The following is a 19,238-nucleotide window of genomic DNA, read 5'->3' as shown; positions in this document are numbered from 1 at the left end:
CAACGGGGATCGGCGCAGCCGGTCCCCGTTGTCGTTTCGGAATGCCGCCGCCCGGGAACGCGGCGGCCACAGGGAAGCACTGATGGACCAGTCCAATCTTCTGGCTGACGACAAGACCGAGGCGCTCCGGACGGCGGGCGCCACCCAGTCCGATCCATACGCCCCGATCCCTGCCGGGCGATTCGTGCTGCGACCGCTGCGCGCGTCGGATGCGGGGCTGATCCGGCACTATACCGCGGATCGCCGCGTGGCCGAGGGAACCCGGGCCATCCCCCATCCCCTGCCCCCGGGCGCGGCCGAGCAGTACGTGGCGCGCGCCATGGCGCCGAACCGGACCGAGGATGTCTGGGCAATCGACACCAGCGCCTCGGGCCTTGGTGAACTGCTGGGCGTGGTTTCGCTGACCCGGATCGAGCCCGAGCAGTCCGAGCTTGGCTTCTGGATCGGCTCGGGCTTCTGGAACACGGGTTTTGCGACCGAAGCCGTGCAGGCGTTGGTCAAGGCCAACCCGCACAACTCGCGCACCCTGTTTGCCGAAGCCTTCCAGGACAATCCCGGCTCGGCCAAGGTGCTGACGAACGCGGGCTTCGCCTATCTGGGCGACGCGGAAAGCTGGTCGGTCGCCCGCGACGCGCGGGTGCCGACCTGGACCTACCTGCGCAAGATGACCTGAGGGTCAGACCCCGAGCGAGATCGCGTTCGTGCCGCCGGTGACGGTGACCGAACCAATGTCGCGCAGCGCGGTCGAACTGAGGGGGAAGGCCACGGTCAACGTATCGACGGCAGGCTGCGCGGGCATCCGCGCGGCCGCGCTGTCGGCCGGGGGCGGCGAGCCCACCAGCCGCAGCCGCAGCACCCCGTCGGCATCCGGGCGCACCCGGCCCGCGGGCTGCGGCGTCTCGGCCACCAGCGCGACATCCCACCACCCCTTGGTCGGGGCGACGGCCGTCACGACCAGAAGCCGCCCTTCCGCCGTCTGCTCCCACTGCGCCGAAAGCACCCGTGCGATGGGCAGGCGGGTGTCGGCCTTTTCCTGGTAGCCCTTCGGCGGGGCGAGGGTTTCAGGGGCACGGGGCGCCGGCTCTCCTCCGAACCAGCGCAGGGGGTTGAGGCTGCTGTTGCCGCAAGCCGTCAGGATCAGACAGGCGGCGATCGGCCAGAGTGCACGGTTCATTGATCGCCCTTCCCAAGCTTGCGTCGGGCACTTGATAGGCCATCGCCTCCGGTCCCGGAAGGGGGCGCTTTGACCTGCGCGCGCCAAGGCGCTATCCAGATCCGCCGCACCAGCCCTGCAGGACTTCTCGCCATGGCCACGCCCGCCTTCGAAGACATCGCCGAGACCTTCGAGTTCCTCGACAACTGGGAGGACCGCTACCGCCACGTGATCGAGCTGGGCCGCGCCATGCCGCCCATGGACGCGGCGCTGCAGGTGCCCGCGACCAAGGTCGAGGGATGCGCAAGCCAGGTCTGGATCATGCCGCAGATCGAGCAAGGGCGTTTCGACTTCCAGGGCGACAGCGACGCGCTGATCGTGCGCGGGCTGATCGCCGTGCTGCACGCGCTTTATTCCGGGCTGCCGGTCGAGGAAGTGCCGAAGGTCGACGCCCCGGCCGAACTGGGCCGGCTGGGGCTGGACGCGCATCTTTCGGCGCAGCGCTCGAACGGTCTGCGCGCGATGATCAAGCGCATCCGCGACACGGCGGGCGCCGCGACCTGAGATCTCAGGCCGGCTGCGCCAGCGCGCGGTCGATGGCGGCAACCAGCCGGGGATCGTCCGCCGCCACATCGGGCGCGAAGCGGCCCACCACGGTCCCGTCGCGGCCGATCAGGAACTTCTCGAAGTTCCACTGCACCTCGGGCGCCGGGTTCAGCGCGATCCCGAAGCCTTCCAGCCGGGTCCGCCAGGGACCATCCCCTTCCGCTTGGGGCGCATCGGCGATCAGCCGTGCATAAAGCGCATGCTTCTCGGCCCCGGCCACCGTCGTCTTGGACGCCAGCGGGAAGCTCACGTCATAGCGGGTCTGGCAGAAGTCCAGGATCTCGGCGTCGCTGCCCGGCTCCTGCTGCTTGAAGTCGTTGGCGGGGACGCCCAGGACCACCAGCCCCTTGTCCTTCTTCGCGCGGTACAGCGCCTCGAGCCCCTCGTACTGCCCGGTCAGCCCGCATTTCGAGGCCACGTTCACGACCAGCACGACCTTGCCGCGCCAGTCGGCAAGGCGAGCCTCGTCGCCGTCGTTCATCCTGATCTCGATGTCTGCAAGCTCGGTCATCGGCGGGTTTCCCTTTTGGTGATCCAGCCGCCGCCCAGAACGCGGGTCGAGCCGGCTTCGTAGAAGACGCAGGCCTGGCCGGGGCTGACGCCCTCCTCGGCCTGGGCCAGGACCACCTCGGCGGTGGTGCGCCCGGTGGGGCGCAGGATGGCGGGCGCGGGCGGCCGGGTCGAGCGGATGCGGACCGCGATCTCGCGCTCGGCCATGTCGGTCAAGCCGCCGTCGCCCAGCCAGTTGACCTCGGCCACGGGCACGACCTGCGTCGCCAGCGCCTCGCGCGGGCCCACGACGACATGGCGCGCCTCGGGGTCCAGGCGCACGACATAAAGCGGATCGCCCAGACCGCCGATGCCGAGACCGCGGCGCTGGCCGATGGTGTAGTGGATCACGCCGCGGTGGCGGCCCAAGACGTTGCCCTGCAGGTCCACGATGTCGCCCGGATCGGCGGCGCCGGGGCGCAGCTTCTCGATCACCGCGGCATAGTTGCCCTCGGGAACGAAGCAGATGTCCTGGCTGTCGGGCTTGTCGGCCACGGTCAGCCCGTGCTGCGCGGCCAGCGCCCGCGTTTCCGCCTTGCTGGCCAGCCCGCCCAGCGGAAACCGCAGGAACTCAAGCTGCTCGCGGGTGGTCGAGAACAGGAAATAGCTCTGGTCGCGGTTCGGGTCGGCGGCCATGTGCAGCTCGGCCCCGTCCGGCCCTTCCATCCGCCGGATGTAGTGCCCCGTGGCCATGCAGTCCGCGTCAAGTTCCCGCGCGGTTTCCAGCAGGTCGCGGAACTTCACCCGCTCGTTGCAGCGGATGCAGGGAACGGGTGTCGCGCCGGCAAGATAGGCGTCCGCGAACTCCTCGATCACCGACTCGCGGAAGCGGTTCTCGTAGTCCAGCACGTAATGGGGAATGCCGATGCGTTCGGCCACGCGGCGGGCGTCGTGGATGTCCTGGCCCGCGCAGCAGGCGCCCTTCTTCTTCAGCGCCGCGCCATGGTCGTAAAGCTGCAGGGTGACGCCGATCACGTCATACCCTTCGGACTTCAGCAGGGCGGCCACCGCGGAACTGTCCACGCCGCCCGACATGGCGACCACCACCCGCGTCTCGGCGGGAGGACGGGCGAAACCAAGGCTGTTGAGGACGCGCGTGGCGCCGCGCGGATCGTGCATTGTCACGGAGGGTATCCGTCCAGGGCGGAACATTCGGGAAAGATGGCGGGAACATAGTGAAAATCCGAAATGTTTCAACCCGGCCGTTCACCGCGCCTTAAGCCCGGCCATGGCAAGCAACGCAGGTCATGAACGTCCTGGGGGATCCGACATGTTCGTTCGAAAATCCGCGCGGCCGCGCACCGCAACGCTGGGGGACGGCTCGGTCCTGACGCTGGCCGACCTGCCCTCGGGGACGGAACGCTGGGTCGCGCGCCGCAAGGCCATCGTGGTGGACGCGATCGGCCACGGACTTCTCAGCCGTGACGAGGCGGTGGACCGCTACGGCCTGACCGAGGAGGAACTGGAAGGCTGGATCTCGACTGCATCGCGCCTGGGCTCCGCTGGCCTGAAGATCAAGGCGATCAAAAAAAATCGCCTGGCGGCAACCGCAAGTGGATCAATTCGTGACTCGCTAACCTGATATTAACCTATAGGTCTCATTCGTAGGTCATCACGGGCGGCGAATAGGGAGATCAAGCCATGCGGATCCTGCTGATCGAGGACGATCCGACCACGGCACGCAGCATCGAGCTCATGCTCAGCCACGCGAACTTCAACGTCTATCTGACCGACATGGGCGAGGAAGGCGTGGATCTGGCGAAGCTGTATGACTATGACCTGATCCTGCTGGATCTGGACCTGCCCGACATGAACGGGATGGAGGTTCTGCGCCAGATCCGGCTGTCGCGCGTCGATACCCCGATCCTGATCCTGACCGGCTCGGACGATACCGAGGTCAAGCTGCGCGGCTTCGGCTTCGGGGCCGACGACTACATGACCAAGCCCTTCCACCGCGAGGAACTGGTCGCCCGCATTCAGGCGATCATTCGACGGTCCAAGGGCCACAGCCAGGCGGTGATCCGCACCGGCCGCATGGTGGTCAACATCGACGCCCGCTCGGTCGAGGTCGATGGCCGCGCGGTGAACCTGACGGGCAAGGAATACCAGATCCTGGAGCTGCTCAGCCTGCGCAAGGGGACGACCCTGACCAAGGAGATGTTCCTGAACCATCTTTATGGCGGACTGGACGAGCCGGAACTGAAGATCATCGACGTCTTCATCTGCAAGCTGCGCAAGAAGCTGTCCGAGGCTCTCGGGGGCGAGAATCACATCGAGACGGTCTGGGGCCGCGGCTATGTCCTGCGCGATCCGCAGGAATCGACCAATGCCGAGCGCATCGCGGTGGGGATGTAGGTCCGTTCTCTCACGGGGGTCCTGAGCGGCGGTCCTCGTCCGGAGCAACGGGCCTTGAGGAAGCCGGGCTGATCCGGGCAGGTCTCCTGCCCCTTTCCTGCCACCACAGGGAAAGGGGGGCTTGCACAGGATGGGCCCCTCGGCCATGCGATTGGCCAGGGCCCACGGGCAGGACCAGGGGAAAGGCCGCGCGATGCCGCAGAAGATCATCATCGACACGGACCCGGGGCAGGACGATGCCGTGGCGATCCTGCTGGCCCTGGGCGCGCCCGAGCTGGAGGTGCTGGGCCTTACCGTCGTGGCCGGGAACGTGCCGCTGGACCTCACCCTGGGCAACGCCCTGCGCATCTGCGAACTGGCAGGTCGGACCGACCTTCCCGTCCATGCCGGTTGCGGGGGACCGCTGGAAGGGCAGCTGGTCACGGCCGAGCACGTCCATGGCGCCTCCGGCCTCGACGGCGTGGACCTGCCCGAGCCGACAATGTGCGCCGCCCCGGGCCATGCCGCCGATTTCCTCATCGAGACGTTGCGGCGCGAACCTGCGGGCAGCGTGACGCTTGTGCCCATCGGGCCGCTGACGAACATCGCCGAGGCGTTCCGCCGCGCCCCCGATGTCGTGCAGCGCGTCCAGCGGATCGTGCTGATGGGGGGTGGCACCTTCGGCAACGTCACGCCGGCGGCCGAGTTCAACATCCACGTCGACCCGGTCGCCGCAGGCGAGGTGTTCGCCTCGGGCACGGAACTCGTCGTCCTGCCGCTTGACGCGACGCACAAGGCGCTGACCAGCCCCGACTGGATCGAGGCGATGCGCGCATGCGGCCCCGTCGGCCGGGCCGTCGCAGGCTGGACCTCCTCCTACGAGCGTTTCGACCGCGAGAAATACGGCGCACAGGGCGCTCCGCTGCACGACCCCTGCGCCGTGGCCTGGGTGATCGAGCCGGGGATCTTCTCGGGCCGCCGCATCAATGTCGAGATCGAGACCGAAGGGCGCTGGACCCGCGGCATGACCGTGGCGGACTGGTGGGGCGCCCTGGAGCGCAAGCCCAATGCGTTGTTCATCCGCGACCTGGACCGGGACGCGCTGTTCCGGCTGATGACCGACCGGATCGGGAGGCTGGACAAGCGGTAAGCCACCGAGCGGGTCCGGGGGGCCGCCCCGGGAAGGCCTTCATGGCCGGTCCTGAGGACGTGGCCAGGTTCCCTTGCGGCTTTCCCGTTTGCATGACTTGGCCAGCCCGCTGTTTTCTCGGGCTTGTCAGGACCGCCAACGGCCCCGTCCGGCGGGTCTCACCTCTGGGCTGCTGTGTCCATCGAACCATGCTGCCAAGCTGCATGAACATGCCCTGCGCACCCTTAAGGAAGTCGCCTGATCTGCTAGCGAAATGAGTGACGAACCGGCCGCAGTCGCGGATGCTTTGGACGGCAAACCCTTCGCCAGGAACCTTTGCCTGAAGCTTGGTTACAAGCGCCCCATTCATGGCGATCGTCGAGTTGAGGAGCATGGTACAGTCCGGCGTCGATCAGGAGGTACCACCCATCCCCGCGCCTTGACCTTTCATGGATCTCGCAGGCATTGGCACCGGGCCTGTAAACGGCAAGCTTGTCCCTGGCCCCCCACGGAGAGCCCCCATTTCGCTGGTCAGCAGAAGCAGATGGGTAGCTGAAAAGCGAGGCAGGCCTTGCCGCGATGGTGCTGCCCTTCGCACACAGGATGTTCTCGGGGCTCAGGAACGAGCGGTCGAGTGTGCCGTCCGCAGCGAAGTTCGTCACAACGTCGCGGGTGGGCGGGTTCAGGGACATTATCAACCACGACGATCTCATAAGCGACGTCCCGGGCGAGACGGCGCATCGCCCTGATGGCCAGCCTGACCTGACCCGGCGGGTTACGCGCGAGGATCAGAATGGAAACAAGCGGTGCCTAGCCCTTTCCTTTGGGTCTACTGATTGCCTTGCAGAAGCTGGGAGCCTTCTTCGGCAAAGACAGCCATAAAATCCCGAGATGCCGAACGCGCGCCGATCCGGGCGAAAACAGGTGAACTCATCACGCCGCGCGGTCATGTCACCCGCGCCGCCCCCGACGGTGGCCGCCGGCATTTCGGGCCTTGCAGCCACTGGACAGAACCGCCGCCCTTGTGCATGTCCCCTGGCCATGTCAGCCAGCCCGTCCCCGCCCGCATCCGGCGCCACCGCCCTCCCCCTGCCCGCCCCTCATCGTCACAGCCGACTCGAGGATGCGCAGGGCATCCTGTTCGGCTCGGTCATGGCTGCCTTCGGGGCCATGCTGCTGGGCAGCGCGGGGCTGATCACCGGACAGTTGGCCGGGCTTGCCCTGCTGGTCGCGCAGGCGACGGGATATGGCTTCGGGCCGGTCTACCTCGTCCTCAGCCTGCCCTTCTACGGCTTCGGCTACCGGCGGATGGGTCTGGGCTTCCTGCGCCGCACGATCGCTGCGGTCCTGCTGATGGTGGCGACCTCGATGCTGCTGCCGCGGCTGGTTTCCTTCGACGCGCTGCATCCGGGGGCCGCGGGGGTGCTGGCGGGCTTCGTGTCAGGTGCGGGGCTGCTGGCCCTGTTCCGCCATCGCACCAGTCTTGGCGGGATCGGGGCCGTGGCGCTGGATCTTCAGGACCGGCTGGGGATCAAGGCGGGCTGGGTGCAGATGGGCTTCGACACGGCACTGTTCGCCGTGGCGCTGGCGGTGATGCCCTGGGACCGTGTCGCCTGGTCGGCGCTGGGGGCGGCGGTGCTGAACCTCGTGATCGCCATCAACCACCGCCGCGACCGCTATATCGTCTGACCTCAGGCGGGCAGGCCCAGCGCCCGCTTGACGTTGGCCGTCCAGCCCAGCAGCCGCTGGTCGCCCGCGACGATGGCGGGGCGCTTCATCACCGAGGGGCGCGCGCCCATCATCGCCACCGGCTCCTCGGCGCGCTCGGCCTCGGACATGGCGCGCCAGGTGAGGCTTGCACGGTTGACGAGCTTGTCGCCGAAATCCGCAAGCAGGCTCTCGCGCTCGGCTTGGGACAGGGGCGCATCCTTGACGTCGCGGAACTCCACCGCCCAGCCCGCCTCTTCCAGCGCCGCCTGCGCCTTCTGGCAGGTCGAGCAATGCGAAAGGCCGTACATGGAAAGCCGTCGGTCCGGGTCCGCCATCAGATCACCGGCACGAAGGGCACGCCGCAGGCAGCCAGCGCCAGCAGGGCGGACAGGGCAAGAAGGGTCTTCATCGTCGTTTCTCCGTTTCAAAGATCGCCATGGCCGGCGTGGCTGCCGGCAGAGTCATGCAGCCGCGCGCGCACCCGGCGCATCGCCAGCCAGACAGCCAGGATGACCACCGGCGTCAGCGTCGCGATCACGATGCTGCGCTCGACTCCCGCCGCTTCCGCCAGCGGGTAGACGGCATAGCCCAGAAGGCCCACGGCATAATAGCTGATCGCCACCACCGACAGCCCCTCGACCGTGTGCTGCAGGCGCAGTTGCAGGTCGGCGCGGCGGTCCATCCGTTCCAGCAGCGCCTGGTTCTGGCCCTTGCGCTGGACATCGACGCGGGTGCGCAGCAACTCGCCCGCGCGGGCGGCGCGGTCCACCATCGCGTCCAGCCGCCGTTCGGCCGACTGAACGGTGCGCATGGCGGGCTGGAAGCGGCGCACCATGAACTCGGTCAAGGTCTGGCGGCCCTGGAAGCGGGTTTCGCGCAGGGAGGCGATGCGGTCGTGGACGATGGCCTCGTAGGCGCGGGTCGCGCCGAAGCGGAAGCCGTGCTGCGTGGCCTCGGATTCCAGCCTCAGCGACAGGCTCAGCAACTCGTCCAGCATCGGCTCGGCCGGGCCCCTCTCGTCGCCAAGGCGCTCGACCAGGGCGGTCAGGCGGGTCTCCAATGCGTTCATGGTGGCGTTCAGGGCCCGGACGCGGGGCAGGCCCAGCATCGACATGGCACGGTAGGTTTCCAGTTCCAGCAGCCGCTGGACGATGCGGCCAAGGCGACCTGCCCCGGCGTCCGGCGCGGCGAAGACGGCAAAGCGCATCCAGCCCGAGGGATCGATGCGGAAGTCGGTGGCGATCACCGCCGCTCCGTCCAGCACCTGCACCGCGACCAGCCCGTCGGCGGCGAACCACGCCGCCAGCAGCGGCGCGATCGCCTCGGGATCGTCGGGCATGGGGGCAAGGTGGACCATCGCCGCCGCCACCCGGCGGCCCGGTGCGCGGGCCTGCCAATGCGCCGGGAAAATCTCGGCCAGCGCGGGATCGAACGGCCGGGCGGGCTGGCCCGGGGTGAAACCCGCGTAGCTGACAAACTCGGTATGGCTTTCCCAGCGCAGCTCGTGCCGCCCCAGCTGCGCGGCGTAATGCCCGGCCCCCGCCTGCGGCGCGGGCGCCCCGTGCCGCGTGACAAGCTCGGACAGGTGGGCAAGATCCAGGCTGCGATCCCGGTTCGCGGCGTCGCGCGGTTCCTTGAAGGCGATATAGACCGCCGTGCAGGGCACCGTCAGTCGTGGCGAGGGGCGGGCGTGCAGCTCGTTCACCATCTCGTAGCGCAGCGGATGGTCCAGCAGCGGCGGTGCCGGGTCCGGCTGATGAAGAAGCTGCGGGGGATGGGGCGGAGGCTGGATCATGGCGCGACGAAAGCCGCAAACGGGACCGGCGCGCAAGCCGTCACTTCCGATGAGGCGTTCGTGATCGCCGCCGCCGTTGCGCGAGGGGGACGGTTTAGGCAGAGTCGGCTGAAAAAACGGCGGGACAGGATATGAAACGCACCCTGAAACTGACGATGGCCGCGCTGCTGGTCGCGCTGGCGGCCTCTTGTGCGCCCAGCAAGTTCAAGACCTACAACGGCCCGCCGGTCACGCAGATCGTGGTGAACAAGTCGGCGCGGCAGATGCTGTTCCTCAGCGGGTCGAACATCATCGGCGCCTACAACATCGGCCTCGGGAACGAGCCCATCGGGCACAAGGAGTTCTCGGGCGACGGCAAGACACCGGAAGGGCTTTACTACATCGACCGCAGGAACCCCGACAGCCGCTACCACCTGTCGCTGGGCGTGTCCTATCCGAACCTTCAGGACGCGACCTTCGCGCTGACGCAGGGCAAGGACCCGGGCAAGGACATCTTCATCCATGGCCAGGGCCCCGAGGGCCGCGTGTTGGCGCCCTTGAAGCGGGACTGGACGGCGGGCTGCATCGCCGTGACCGACGACGAGATGGAGGACATCTACGCCATGGTCCGCGACGGCACGCCGATCCTGATCAATCCCTGAGGCGTCCGGCCCGAGGCCGGAAAACGAAGAACCCCCGCGCGATGGCGGGGGTTCTTTTTCTTTCAAGGGGTGCCTCAGTCGATCAGCGGCAGCAGGGCGTCGATGGACTTCTTGGCGTCGCCATAGAACATCCGCGTGTTTTCCTTGTAGAACAGCGGGTTCTCGATGCCCGAATAGCCCGTGCCCTGCCCGCGCTTGCTGACGAACACATGCTTGGCCTTCCAGACCTCCAGCACCGGCATGCCGGCGATGGGGCTGTTGGGATCGTCCTGCGCGGCCGGGTTCACGATGTCGTTCGAGCCGATGACGATCACCACGTCGGTCGAGGGGAAGTCCTCGTTGATCTCGTCCATTTCCAGGACGATGTCATAGGGGACCTTGGCCTCGGCCAGCAGCACGTTCATGTGGCCCGGCAGGCGGCCTGCGACGGGGTGGATGGCGAAGCGGACCTCTTTTCCGGCGGCGCGCAGCTTGCGGGTGAGTTCCGACACCGACTGCTGCGCCTGCGCCACGGCCATGCCGTAGCCCGGAACGATGATGACGCTGTCGGCCTCGTTCAGGGCCGCGGCCACGCCCTCGGCGTCGATGGCGACCTGTTCGCCCTCGATCTCCATCGCAGGACCCGTCTCGCCGCCGAAGCCGCCGAGGATCACGCTGATGAAGCTGCGGTTCATCGCCTTGCACATGATGTAGCTGAGGATCGCACCCGAGGAACCCACCAGCGCGCCGACCACGATCAGCAGGTCGTTGGACAGCGTGAAGCCGATCATCGCCGCGGCCCAGCCCGAGTAGCTGTTCAGCATCGAGACCACGACCGGCATGTCGGCGCCGCCGATCCCCATGATGAGGTGCCAGCCGATGAAGCCCGCGACCAGCGTCAGCAGGATCAGCCACAGCATCGTGGGGCCCCAGCCCGCGACGCAAAGGATGAGCAGCAGCAGAGACAGGATCGCGGCGCCCAGGTTCAGCATGTGCCCGCCGGGCAGCTTCTTCGGCTTGCCGTCGATCTTGCCGGCCAGCTTGCCATAGGCCACGACCGAGCCGGTGAAGGTCACCGCGCCGATGAAGATGCCCAGCGCGACCTCGACCTTGAGCATGGCGATCTCGGCCGGGGACTTGTGCGCCAGCACGGCGGCAAAGCCGGTGAAGACGTCTGTGGCCTCGTTCAGGCGGGCGCGCAGGACGCGGCCCAGCTCGATCTGGGCGTTGAGGCCGATGAACACGGCGGCAAGGCCCACGAGGCTGTGCATCGCCGCGACCAGCTGCGGCATCTCGGTCATCTGCACGCGCGTGGCCAGCACGTAGCCGCCGACGCCGCCCAGCGCGATCATCAGGATCGACAGCCACCAGTTGCCCCAGCCGGGGCCGAACAGGGTGGCCAGAACCGCCAGCGCCATGCCGACGATGCCGTACCAGATCGCGCGCTTGGCGCTTTCCTGGCCCGACAGCCCGCCCAGCGACAGGATGAACAGGACGGCGGCCACGACATAGACCGCGCTGGTGAAGCCATAGGCCGGCAGTGCCTCGACCATCGAGGCGGGTGCCACGACCGGGTCCATGCCGGCGGGCGAGGTGGTGATTACGGTGGTCTCCATCGACGCCCCTTACGACTTCTGGAACATGGCAAGCATCCGGCGCGTGACCAGGAAGCCGCCGAAGATGTTGACGGCCGTCATCAGCACGGCCAGCGCGGCCAGGATGACGATCAGCGCCGAACCCGAGCCGATCTGCAGCAGCGCGCCCAGGATCACGATCGACGAGATCGCGTTGGTGATCGCCATCAGCGGCGTGTGCAGCGAGTGGCTGACGTTCCAGATCACCTGGAAGCCGATGAAGACCGACAGCACGAAGACGATGAAATGCTGCAGGAACGAGGCCGGGGCGAACAGCCCGACCAGCAGCATCAGCACGCCGCCCGTGACCAGCATGCCGATCTGGCTGCGGGTCTGGCGGCGGAAGGCCAGCGCCTCGGCGGCGCGGCGCTCCTCGGGGGTCGGCTCCTTGACCTTGGGCTTGGGCTTGGCCGCGGCGATGGCCTGGACCTTGGGCGGGGGCGGCGGCCAGGTCACGTCGTGATCGCGCGTGACGGTCGCGCCGCGGATCACGTCATCCTCCATGTCGTGGACCAGCGTGCCGTCCTTGGCGGGCGTCAGGTCGGCCAGCATGTGGCGGATGTTGTTGCCGTAAAGCTCGGACGCCTGCGCGCCCATGCGCGACGGGAAATCGGTGTAGCCGATGATCGTGACGCCGTTCTCGGTCACGATCCTGGCGTCGGGCACCGTCAGGTCGCAGTTGCCGCCGCGCTCGGCCGCAAGGTCCACGATGACCGAGCCCGGCTTCATCATCCGGACCATGTCCTCGGTCCAGAGCTTCGGCGCCGGGCGGCCCGGAATCAGCGCCGTGGTGATGACGATGTCCATCTCGGGCGCAAGCTCGCGGAACTTCTCGAGCTGCTTGGCAAGGAACTCGGGCGAGGACGGCTTGGCATAGCCGCCCGTCTCGGCGCCGTCCTGGCTGTCCTGGAAGTCGAGGAAGACGAACTCGGCCCCCATGGACTCGATCTGCTCGGCCACCTCGGGGCGGACGTCGAAGGCATAGACCTGCGCGCCCAGCGACGTCGCGGCGCCGATGGCGGCAAGGCCCGCCACGCCCGCGCCCACGACCAGCACCTTGGCCGGGGGCACCTTGCCCGCGGCGGTCACCTGACCGGTGAAGAAGCGGCCGAAGTTGTTGGCGGCCTCGATCACCGCGCGGTAGCCGGCGATGTTGGCCATGGACGACAGCGCGTCCATCTTCTGCGCGCGGGAAATCCGCGGGACCATGTCCATCGCGATGGCGTTCACGCCCAGGTCGCGCGCGCGTTCCAGCAGCTCGGCGTTCTGGCCGGGATAGAAGAACGAGATGAGCGTCTGCCCTTCCCGCATCCGGGCCAGTTCCTCATCCGTCGGCGGACGGACCTTGACGACGACATCCACCGCCTCGGTCAGCGCGGCGGCGTTCGGATGAACGGTCACCCCGGCCCGTTCATAGGCCGCATCCGAAAAGCCCGCGCGGGCGCCTGCGCCCGTTTCGACATGAACCTCATGCCCGAGCTTCTGCAGATGCCCGGCCGAGGACGGTGTGACAGCGACACGCGCCTCACCGTCGAAAGTTTCCTTCAACCCGCCAATTCTCACCGAGCCGGCCCCCCTCTCGTCCTGTGCTGCGACCGCATTATCATCGCGCAACAATCTTTCACAAGCGGGTGAGGCTTGGGACAAGGTCGGCAATCGGCAGGGCCTGCCGCGAGACAAAAAGAACCGCCGCGCAGTGGCGCGGCGGTCCCGTTTTCCTGCCCGGATGACCGGGGAAGAAGGATCAGTTCGTCGAAGGCGTGGTGACCGGAACGGTGGTCGTGGTCGAGGCAGCGGCATCGGCCGCGTCGCTGGCGGCTTCGGCGGCCGTGTCGGCAGCGGCGTCCGCCGCAGCGCCGGTCGCGGTGGCGGCATCCTGCGCGGCTTCGCCCGCGGTCTCAGCAGCTTCGCCCGCGGCAGTCGCGGCGGCATCGGCCCCGGTCGTGGCGGTGGCAGCGCCCGTGGTGGCGGTGCCGGTCGTCGCCGTGTCGGCGCCCGTGGTCGCAGCCGGAGCGGGGGTGGCCGCCGTGTCGGTCGTGGTGGTGGTCGTGGTGGTCGCCGAGTCGGTGGTGGTCGTCGCAGGCGCCGTGGTGGTGGTGGTCGCCGTTTCGGTATCGACCGCCTCGTCATTGCCCATGAAGCTGGACAGCAGCCACCAGGCAAGCGCCAGGGCCAGCAGGATACCGATGATCAGCGGCAGCGGCGAGGCCTTCTTCTCGACGGGCTCGACATAGGTCTCGGTCACGACGGTGTTGCGACCGCTGGGATCGACGGGGCGATGCGGATCGGTGGCGTCAGTGCGGCGCGGATCGTTCGGGTCGTAGTTGGCCATGACTGGTCTCCTTGAAGCTGCATGATCTTGCGGGATCGCCTTGCCTTCTATCCTCTGCACGCGCAACTGAGGCCTTGGCTTGCGACCCGGTAATCAGGCGCTTAACACTCGGCTTTGACACAAGTTCCGCGCGTGCGGGACTTTTTTGGGACGGGGGATATGATGGCAGAAACCCGCTTTCTTCGCGATTACAGCCCTTATCCGTTCAGGGTCCGGAAAACTCGTCTCGATGTGACATTGGCGCCACAAGGCACGGTTGTTTCTTCGAGGATCGAGTTCGAGCGGGCCGGACCGGGCCCGCTTGTCCTGGACGGTGGCGCGGGACTGCGGACCAGGTCCGTGACGATCGACGGCGCGCCCCTGGATGCCGCGCATCTGATCATGACGGGCGAGACGCTGACCATCGCGGAAGCCGCCTTGCCCGCCCGTTCCTTCACCTTCGGGGCCGAGGTCGAGATCGACCCCGAAGCCAATACGGCGCTGGAGGGGCTGTATCTGTCGGGCGGCATCTTCTGCACCCAGTGCGAGGCCGAGGGCTTCCGCCACATCACCTGGTATCCCGACCGCCCCGACGTGATGGCGCCCTTCCGGGTGACGGTCCGGTCCGACCTGCCGGTGCTGCTGTCGAACGGCAACCCCGTCGCGCAGGGCGAGGGCTGGGCCGAATGGCATGATCCCTGGCCGAAGCCCGCCTATCTGTTCGCACTGGTCGCGGGCGACCTGAAGGCGGTGTCGGACAGCTTCACCACCATGTCGGGGCGCAAGGTTGCCTTGAACGTCTGGGTGCGGCCGGCCGATCTGGATCGCGCGGACTTCGCCATGGAAGCGCTGAAGAAGTCCATGCGCTGGGACGAGACGGCCTATGGCCGCGAATACGACCTGGATGTGTTCAACATCGTGGCCGTCGACGACTTCAACATGGGCGCGATGGAAAACAAGGGGTTGAACATCTTCAACTCGAAACTGGTGCTGGCCTCGCCCGAGACCGCGACCGATGTCGACTATGAGCGGATCGAGGCGGTGATCGCGCACGAGTATTTCCACAACTGGACCGGTAACCGGATCACCTGCCGCGACTGGTTCCAGCTCTGCCTCAAGGAAGGGCTGACGGTCTTCCGCGACCAGCAGTTCACGGCGGACGTGCGCTCGGCCGCGGTGAAGCGGATCGAGGACGTGGTGACGCTGCGAGGGCGGCAGTTCCGCGAGGACGCGGGGCCGCTGGCGCATCCGCCGCGGCCGGACCGTTATGAAGAGATCAACAACTTCTACACCGCCACCGTCTACGAGAAGGGCGCCGAGGTCATCGGGATGCTCAAGCGGCTGGTCGGCGACGAAGGCTACCGCAAGTCGCTGGACCTGTATTTCGACCGCCACGACGGGCAGGCCTGCACCATCGAGGACTGGCTGAAGGTCTTCGAGGACGCCACCGGCCGCGACCTGGCGCAGTTCAAGCGCTGGTACACGGACGCGGGCACGCCGAAGCTGTCGCTGTCCGAGGACTGGGACGGCGAGGCCGGCCGCCTGACCCTGCGCTTCATCCAGGCGACGGCACCGACGCCGGGCCAGTCCGACAAGCCGCCACGCGTGATCCCCATCGCCGTTGGCCTGATCTCGCAGAACGGCGACGAGGTGATGCCCACCCGCGTGCTGGAGATGACGGAAGCCCGCCAGGACTTCGGCTTTGACGGCCTCGGCTCGCGCCCCGTCGTGTCGCTGTTGCGCGGCTTTTCGGCGCCGGTGACGGTGGACCGGGCGATGACCGCGGCCGAGCGCGCGGTCCTGCTGGCCCATGACACCGACTCTTTCGCCCGCTGGCAGGCGGGGCACGATCTCGCGATGGACGCGCTGGTGGCCATGGCGCAGGGCGGCAGCGCCGATCCGGTCTTCACCCATGCGCTGGGCGGCGTGCTGGATGACGCCAGCCTGGACCCGGCATTCGTGGCGCTGGTCCTGCGCCTGCCCGGCGAGGACGAGATCGCGGCCGAGATCGCGACGCGCGGCACCACCCCCGACCCCGACGCGATCCATCGGGCGCGCGAGGCGCTGGCCGCGGAACTCGCGTCCGAGCACGAGCGGAGCCTGTCGGACCTTTACGACCGCATGGAGGTTCCCGGCGCCTATTCGCCCGAAGCCGAGCCCGCGGGACGGCGCTCGCTGCGGCTGGCCGCGCTGGGGCTGCTGTCACGGCTGGACGGAGGGCAGCGGGCGCAGGCGCTGTGGGACTCGGCCTCGAACATGACCGAGAAGATGGGCGCGCTGGCGGTGCTGGTCCGGCTGGACCGCGCCGGGGCCGCCCTGGCCGGGATGGAGGCGCACTTCGGCGACAACCGGCTGGTCATGGACAAGTTCTTCAGCGTGCAGCCCATGGCCGCCCCGCCCGCCCGCGCGGTGCCGGTGGCGAAGGCGCTGGCCGACCGGCCCGACTTCGACTGGAAGAACCCGAACCGCTTCCGCTCGCTGATCGGGGGCCTTGCGGCGAACCATGCGGCTTTCCATGCCCTCGACGGGTCGGGCTATGATTTCGTCGCGGACTGGCTGATGCGGCTGGACCCGGTGAACCCGCAGACGGCAGCGCGCCTTTCCACGGTCTTCGAGACCTGGCCCCGCTATGACGCGGACCGCCGGGCGCGCGCCCGCGCGGCGCTGGAGCGGCTGGCCGCCCTGCCGTCGCTGTCGGGCAACACCGGCGAAATGGTGCGGCGCATTCTTGCCGCGGGAACCTGATGGCGCTTGCGAGCGTCAACTCTCGGGGGATAGGTGCACGCCATGAGCCAAGCGCCCAAGAACACGCATGACCGGGACCTGCTGCCTGCCCGGATCGAGATGCAAGAGCGGCTGGACCCGCTGATCGCCGAACGGGCGCCCTGGTTGTATTCCGGCAAGCCGCATCACACGCTGGCCAAGCACCTGATGATGCGCCTGCTGCGCTATCCCCGGTCGATCGAGCTGGCGGCCGAGTTCCGCGACCTGCCGACCGAGGAGATCATGCGCCGCATCTCGGCGCTGATCGTGCGCGATCTGCGCGTGGACGGGCTGGAGAACATCCCCGCCACCGGCCCCGCGCTGATCGTGGCGAACCATCCCACGGGCATCGCCGACGGGATCGTGCTGCACGCGGTCGTCTCGGCCGTGCGCGACGACCTGTTCATCTATGCCAACCACGACATGATCCGCGTCCTGCCCCAGACCGAGGAGCTGATCGCCCCGGTCGAGTGGCGGATGGAGAAGCGCAGCCACGCCAAGACGAAATACACGATGGACTATACCCGTGCCGCGCTGGGCCAGGGGCGGATCGGGCTGATCTTCCCCTCGGGGCGCCTGGCCAAGCGGCACGGGCTGAAGCTGCACGAGCGGCCCTGGATGGCCAGCGCCGTGATGATCGCGCGCAAGTTCGGCGCGCCGGTCATCCCGCTGCATATCCGGGCGCGCAACTCGGCGCTGTTCTACCTGCTGGACGCGATCCACCCGACGCTGCGGGACGTGACGCTGTTCAACGAGGTGCTGAACAAGGCGGACCACACCTACCGCATCACGATCGGAAAGCCGATCGACCCGGCAAGCCTGCCCGCGAAGTCCGAGGAAGGAATCGAGGCGCTGCGCCGCGCGGTCCTGGACCTGCCCGCGCCCGGACCCAATGCCGCGCACATGTCGCACCTGCGCGAGGTGCGCCGGCGCCGGGCGCAGATCCGCCAGCCGATGGGCGAGAAGCTCTAGCCTTTCGCCCGGCCGGACCGCCGGACCGGGGCGCTGCCCCGGGCCCCGGGATATTTGAGCAAAGAAGAAAGGGCTGGCGCGGCGTGGTGGCCCCCGCGCTTGCGCATCCGCGCGGCGGGCGTCATCTGTGGCGCGTGATGAGCGACCTTCCTACCCCCGACACGCAGCGCCTGCCCTTTCTCCGGCCCGGCCCCGAATGGCTGCTGACCCCCGGCCTGATCCCCCACCCCGAGGCGGTTGCGTGGATGGAGGCGCGAGTCGCAGCCATCCAGGCGGGCGAAGCGCCCGAGGCCGTCTGGCTGGTCGAGCATCCGCCGCTTTACACGGCGGGCACCTCGGCCCGGCCCGAGGACCTGACCGATCCGGGCCGATTCCCGGTCTTTCCGACGGGACGGGGCGGGCAATACACCTATCACGGGCCCGGCCAGCGCGTGGCCTATGTCATGCTGGACCTCAACCGCCGCGGCCGCGACATCCGCGCCTTTGTCCAGTCGCTGGAAGCCTGGGTGATCGCCGCCCTGGCCGAGTTCGGGCTGCGGGGCGAGATCCGCGAGGGCCGCGTCGGTGTCTGGATCGCCCGGCCTGACAAGGCCCCCCTGCCGGACGGCTCGGTGCGCGAGGACAAGATCGCCGCCATCGGCATCAAGCTGCGCCGCTGGGTCAGCTTCCACGGCATCTCGATCAACGTCGAGCCGGACCTGTCGCATTACGGGGGCATCGTGCCCTGCGGGATCAGCGGCCATGGCGTGACCAGCCTTGTCGATCTCGGCCTGCCGGTGACGTTGGCCGACCTGGATCACGCGCTGATGACCAGCTTTTGCAAGGTCCTCGGTGAACCAAATCCGGATCTATGACCTTTGTTCTCTTGCGGAAACGCGTGGGATGATATGCCCTGCGCCAGAGAGAGAGAGACCGCTCTCGTCACGAATGATCCGTTGAGGAAGGACGATCCGATGAAGACCAGCCTGCTTGCCACTCTCGCGACCTTCGCCCTTGCCATGCCCGCGCTGGCTCAGGACGCGGCCGGCGATGCCGCCAAGGGCGAGGCGGAGTTCAAGAAGTGCAAGGCTTGCCACATGATCCAGGCGCCGGACGGCACAGACATCGTGAAAGGCGGAAAGACCGGACCCAACCTGTATGGCGTGGTCGGCCGCCCCTATGCCGCCGAAGAAGGCTACAAGTATGGCGAGGGCCTGATCGAACTGGCCGAGAAGAATCCCGACCATGTCTGGGACGCCGAGCACCTGATCGCCTATGTCACCGACCCGACCGCCTATGTGAAGAAACACACCGGCGACAAGGCCGCGAAGTCGAAGATGACCTTCAAGCTGGCCAAGCACCAGGCCGACGTCGTGGCCTTCCTGGCGCAGCACTCGCCCGATGCCGGCGCTGCGGGCGCGGCCCCGGCGGCTGGCGCGGCCCCGGCCGCCGACGCTGCGCCGGCCGGCGGCGATACAGCGGCTCCGGCGGCTCCGGCTGCGGCGGCTCCGGCGGCTCCGGCTGCGGCCACGAACTGACGCGGCGCTGCCGTTCCCGTCCCTGAGGGACGGTTCCATCCTGCCCCCGTCCGCGCCTGCGGGCGGGGCTTTTTTGTCGCACGGCCCCTTGCGCGACGCATTGCCGCAACCGGAATCCTGATCTAGAACGGCCTCAGCCAGTCCG

At 68.1% G+C, this 19,238-nt stretch carries 19 protein-coding genes; 11 read left to right on the top strand and 8 right to left on the bottom strand.

Annotation, left to right across the window (positions count from 1 at the left end):
- The first annotated feature begins 82 nt into the window (after positions 1-82).
- Entirely contained in the window at positions 83-673 is a 591-nt protein-coding gene (locus CK240_RS05235) for a GNAT family N-acetyltransferase (RefSeq protein ID WP_095639293.1), read from the top strand.
- A gap of 3 nt (positions 674-676) precedes the next feature.
- Here CK240_RS05235 and CK240_RS05230 read toward each other — a convergent pair whose 3' ends face one another.
- Complete coding sequence (locus CK240_RS05230; protein WP_095639292.1) at positions 677-1,174, bottom strand: hypothetical protein; 498 nt, start codon at positions 1,172-1,174, stop codon at positions 677-679.
- Positions 1,175-1,306: 132 nt separating this feature from the next.
- On the opposite strand from CK240_RS05230, the gene CK240_RS05225 reads away from it, so the two are divergent.
- Positions 1,307-1,717: a SufE family protein gene (locus CK240_RS05225; protein WP_095639291.1), complete on the top strand. Its 411-nt coding sequence runs from the start codon at positions 1,307-1,309 to the stop codon at positions 1,715-1,717.
- Positions 1,718-1,721: 4 nt separating this feature from the next.
- Here CK240_RS05225 and CK240_RS05220 read toward each other — a convergent pair whose 3' ends face one another.
- Together CK240_RS05220 and mnmA are read right to left on the bottom strand one after the other, a co-directional pair.
- On the bottom strand, positions 1,722-2,270 hold the full coding sequence (locus tag CK240_RS05220) for a glutathione peroxidase (RefSeq protein WP_095639290.1): 549 nt from the start codon (positions 2,268-2,270) through the stop codon (positions 1,722-1,724).
- Positions 2,267-3,427, bottom strand: coding sequence for a tRNA 2-thiouridine(34) synthase MnmA (gene mnmA, locus CK240_RS05215; protein ID WP_095639289.1), 1,161 nt, complete (start codon positions 3,425-3,427; stop codon positions 2,267-2,269). Before mnmA ends, CK240_RS05220 begins: the two co-directional genes overlap by 4 nt.
- A 151-nt stretch (positions 3,428-3,578) precedes the next feature.
- Between mnmA and CK240_RS05210 the strand changes: the two genes are divergently transcribed.
- The 4 genes from CK240_RS05210 to CK240_RS05195 all read left to right on the top strand — a co-directional run bounded on the left by CK240_RS05210 (position 3,579) and on the right by CK240_RS05195 (position 7,460).
- Positions 3,579-3,890 (top strand): DUF1153 domain-containing protein, encoded by a 312-nt coding sequence (locus CK240_RS05210; RefSeq protein ID WP_095639288.1) that lies wholly within the window; start codon positions 3,579-3,581, stop codon positions 3,888-3,890.
- 59 nt (positions 3,891-3,949) lie between these two features.
- A complete protein-coding gene (gene ctrA / locus CK240_RS05205) occupies positions 3,950-4,663 on the top strand; it encodes a response regulator transcription factor CtrA (protein WP_095639287.1) in 714 nt (237 codons plus the stop codon).
- 193 nt (positions 4,664-4,856) lie between these two features.
- Positions 4,857-5,792, top strand: a complete 936-nt coding sequence (locus CK240_RS05200) for a nucleoside hydrolase (RefSeq protein ID WP_095639286.1) — start codon at positions 4,857-4,859, stop codon at positions 5,790-5,792.
- 1,020 nt (positions 5,793-6,812) lie between these two features.
- Positions 6,813-7,460 carry a YitT family protein gene (locus CK240_RS05195; RefSeq protein ID WP_095639285.1) on the top strand — a complete coding sequence of 216 codons (648 nt, stop codon included), beginning with the start codon at positions 6,813-6,815 and terminating at the stop codon, positions 7,458-7,460.
- Between the two features lie 2 nt (positions 7,461-7,462).
- On the opposite strand, the gene CK240_RS05190 is transcribed toward CK240_RS05195, so the two are convergent.
- Complete coding sequence (locus tag CK240_RS05190) at positions 7,463-7,816, bottom strand: arsenate reductase family protein (protein ID WP_240517296.1); 354 nt, start codon at positions 7,814-7,816, stop codon at positions 7,463-7,465.
- 89 nt (positions 7,817-7,905) lie between these two features.
- Positions 7,906-9,276 carry a DUF3422 family protein gene (locus tag CK240_RS05185; protein ID WP_095639283.1) on the bottom strand — a complete coding sequence of 457 codons (1,371 nt, stop codon included), beginning with the start codon at positions 9,274-9,276 and terminating at the stop codon, positions 7,906-7,908.
- Between the two features lie 131 nt (positions 9,277-9,407).
- On the opposite strand from CK240_RS05185, the gene CK240_RS05180 reads away from it, so the two are divergent.
- A complete protein-coding gene (locus tag CK240_RS05180; protein ID WP_095639282.1) occupies positions 9,408-9,917 on the top strand; it encodes a L,D-transpeptidase family protein in 510 nt (169 codons plus the stop codon).
- A gap of 74 nt (positions 9,918-9,991) precedes the next feature.
- Here the strand turns inward: CK240_RS05180 and CK240_RS05175 are convergent, their stop codons facing one another.
- From CK240_RS05175 to CK240_RS18915, 3 genes are all read right to left on the bottom strand, one after another.
- On the bottom strand, positions 9,992-11,449 hold the full coding sequence (locus CK240_RS05175) for an NAD(P)(+) transhydrogenase (Re/Si-specific) subunit beta (RefSeq protein ID WP_095639502.1): 1,458 nt from the start codon (positions 11,447-11,449) through the stop codon (positions 9,992-9,994).
- Positions 11,450-11,521: 72 nt separating this feature from the next.
- Positions 11,522-13,093, bottom strand: coding sequence for a Re/Si-specific NAD(P)(+) transhydrogenase subunit alpha (locus tag CK240_RS05170; RefSeq protein ID WP_095639281.1), 1,572 nt, complete (start codon positions 13,091-13,093; stop codon positions 11,522-11,524).
- A gap of 181 nt (positions 13,094-13,274) precedes the next feature.
- On the bottom strand, positions 13,275-13,862 hold the full coding sequence (locus CK240_RS18915; RefSeq protein ID WP_095639280.1) for a hypothetical protein: 588 nt from the start codon (positions 13,860-13,862) through the stop codon (positions 13,275-13,277).
- 162 nt (positions 13,863-14,024) lie between these two features.
- Here CK240_RS18915 and pepN point away from each other — a divergent pair, with 162 nt between their 5' ends.
- From pepN to CK240_RS05145, 4 genes are all read left to right on the top strand, one after another.
- Complete coding sequence (pepN, locus tag CK240_RS05160; protein ID WP_095639501.1) at positions 14,025-16,586, top strand: aminopeptidase N; 2,562 nt, start codon at positions 14,025-14,027, stop codon at positions 16,584-16,586.
- Between the two features lie 42 nt (positions 16,587-16,628).
- Positions 16,629-17,576, top strand: coding sequence for a lysophospholipid acyltransferase family protein (locus tag CK240_RS05155; RefSeq protein WP_240517295.1), 948 nt, complete (start codon positions 16,629-16,631; stop codon positions 17,574-17,576).
- Positions 17,577-17,713: 137 nt separating this feature from the next.
- The gene (gene lipB / locus CK240_RS05150; protein ID WP_095639499.1) at positions 17,714-18,430 is read left to right on the top strand and encodes a lipoyl(octanoyl) transferase LipB; all 717 of its coding nucleotides are present in this window, start codon (positions 17,714-17,716) and stop codon (positions 18,428-18,430) included.
- Between the two features lie 99 nt (positions 18,431-18,529).
- On the top strand, positions 18,530-19,093 hold the full coding sequence (locus CK240_RS05145; RefSeq protein WP_095639279.1) for a c-type cytochrome: 564 nt from the start codon (positions 18,530-18,532) through the stop codon (positions 19,091-19,093).
- The last annotated feature ends 145 nt before the right edge of the window (positions 19,094-19,238 follow it).

The organism is Paracoccus salipaludis, assembly GCF_002287065.1.
GTDB classification, from domain to species: domain Bacteria; phylum Pseudomonadota; class Alphaproteobacteria; order Rhodobacterales; family Rhodobacteraceae; genus Paracoccus; species Paracoccus salipaludis.
Note: the sequence above shows the minus strand (reverse complement) of the source record. Positions and strands in the feature narration are given on the sequence as shown.

Coding starts and splice junctions, on each gene's coding strand:
- ctrA (WP_095639287.1), top strand. CDS start 3,950: ATGCGGATCCTGCTGATCGAGGACGATCCGACCACGGCACGCAGCATC.
- CK240_RS05220 (WP_095639290.1), bottom strand. CDS start 2,270: ATGACCGAGCTTGCAGACATCGAGATCAGGATGAACGACGGCGACGAG.
- CK240_RS05210 (WP_095639288.1), top strand. CDS start 3,579: ATGTTCGTTCGAAAATCCGCGCGGCCGCGCACCGCAACGCTGGGGGAC.
- CK240_RS05195 (WP_095639285.1), top strand. CDS start 6,813: ATGTCAGCCAGCCCGTCCCCGCCCGCATCCGGCGCCACCGCCCTCCCC.
- CK240_RS05190 (WP_240517296.1), bottom strand. CDS start 7,816: ATGGCGGACCCGGACCGACGGCTTTCCATGTACGGCCTTTCGCATTGC.
- CK240_RS05230 (WP_095639292.1), bottom strand. CDS start 1,174: ATGAACCGTGCACTCTGGCCGATCGCCGCCTGTCTGATCCTGACGGCT.
- CK240_RS05235 (WP_095639293.1), top strand. CDS start 83: ATGGACCAGTCCAATCTTCTGGCTGACGACAAGACCGAGGCGCTCCGG.
- pepN (WP_095639501.1), top strand. CDS start 14,025: ATGGCAGAAACCCGCTTTCTTCGCGATTACAGCCCTTATCCGTTCAGG.
- lipB (WP_095639499.1), top strand. CDS start 17,714: ATGAGCGACCTTCCTACCCCCGACACGCAGCGCCTGCCCTTTCTCCGG.
- mnmA (WP_095639289.1), bottom strand. CDS start 3,427: ATGCACGATCCGCGCGGCGCCACGCGCGTCCTCAACAGCCTTGGTTTC.
- CK240_RS05155 (WP_240517295.1), top strand. CDS start 16,629: ATGAGCCAAGCGCCCAAGAACACGCATGACCGGGACCTGCTGCCTGCC.
- CK240_RS05200 (WP_095639286.1), top strand. CDS start 4,857: ATGCCGCAGAAGATCATCATCGACACGGACCCGGGGCAGGACGATGCC.
- CK240_RS05225 (WP_095639291.1), top strand. CDS start 1,307: ATGGCCACGCCCGCCTTCGAAGACATCGCCGAGACCTTCGAGTTCCTC.
- CK240_RS05175 (WP_095639502.1), bottom strand. CDS start 11,449: ATGGTCGAGGCACTGCCGGCCTATGGCTTCACCAGCGCGGTCTATGTC.
- CK240_RS05185 (WP_095639283.1), bottom strand. CDS start 9,276: ATGATCCAGCCTCCGCCCCATCCCCCGCAGCTTCTTCATCAGCCGGAC.
- CK240_RS05145 (WP_095639279.1), top strand. CDS start 18,530: ATGAAGACCAGCCTGCTTGCCACTCTCGCGACCTTCGCCCTTGCCATG.
- CK240_RS18915 (WP_095639280.1), bottom strand. CDS start 13,862: ATGGCCAACTACGACCCGAACGATCCGCGCCGCACTGACGCCACCGAT.
- CK240_RS05180 (WP_095639282.1), top strand. CDS start 9,408: ATGAAACGCACCCTGAAACTGACGATGGCCGCGCTGCTGGTCGCGCTG.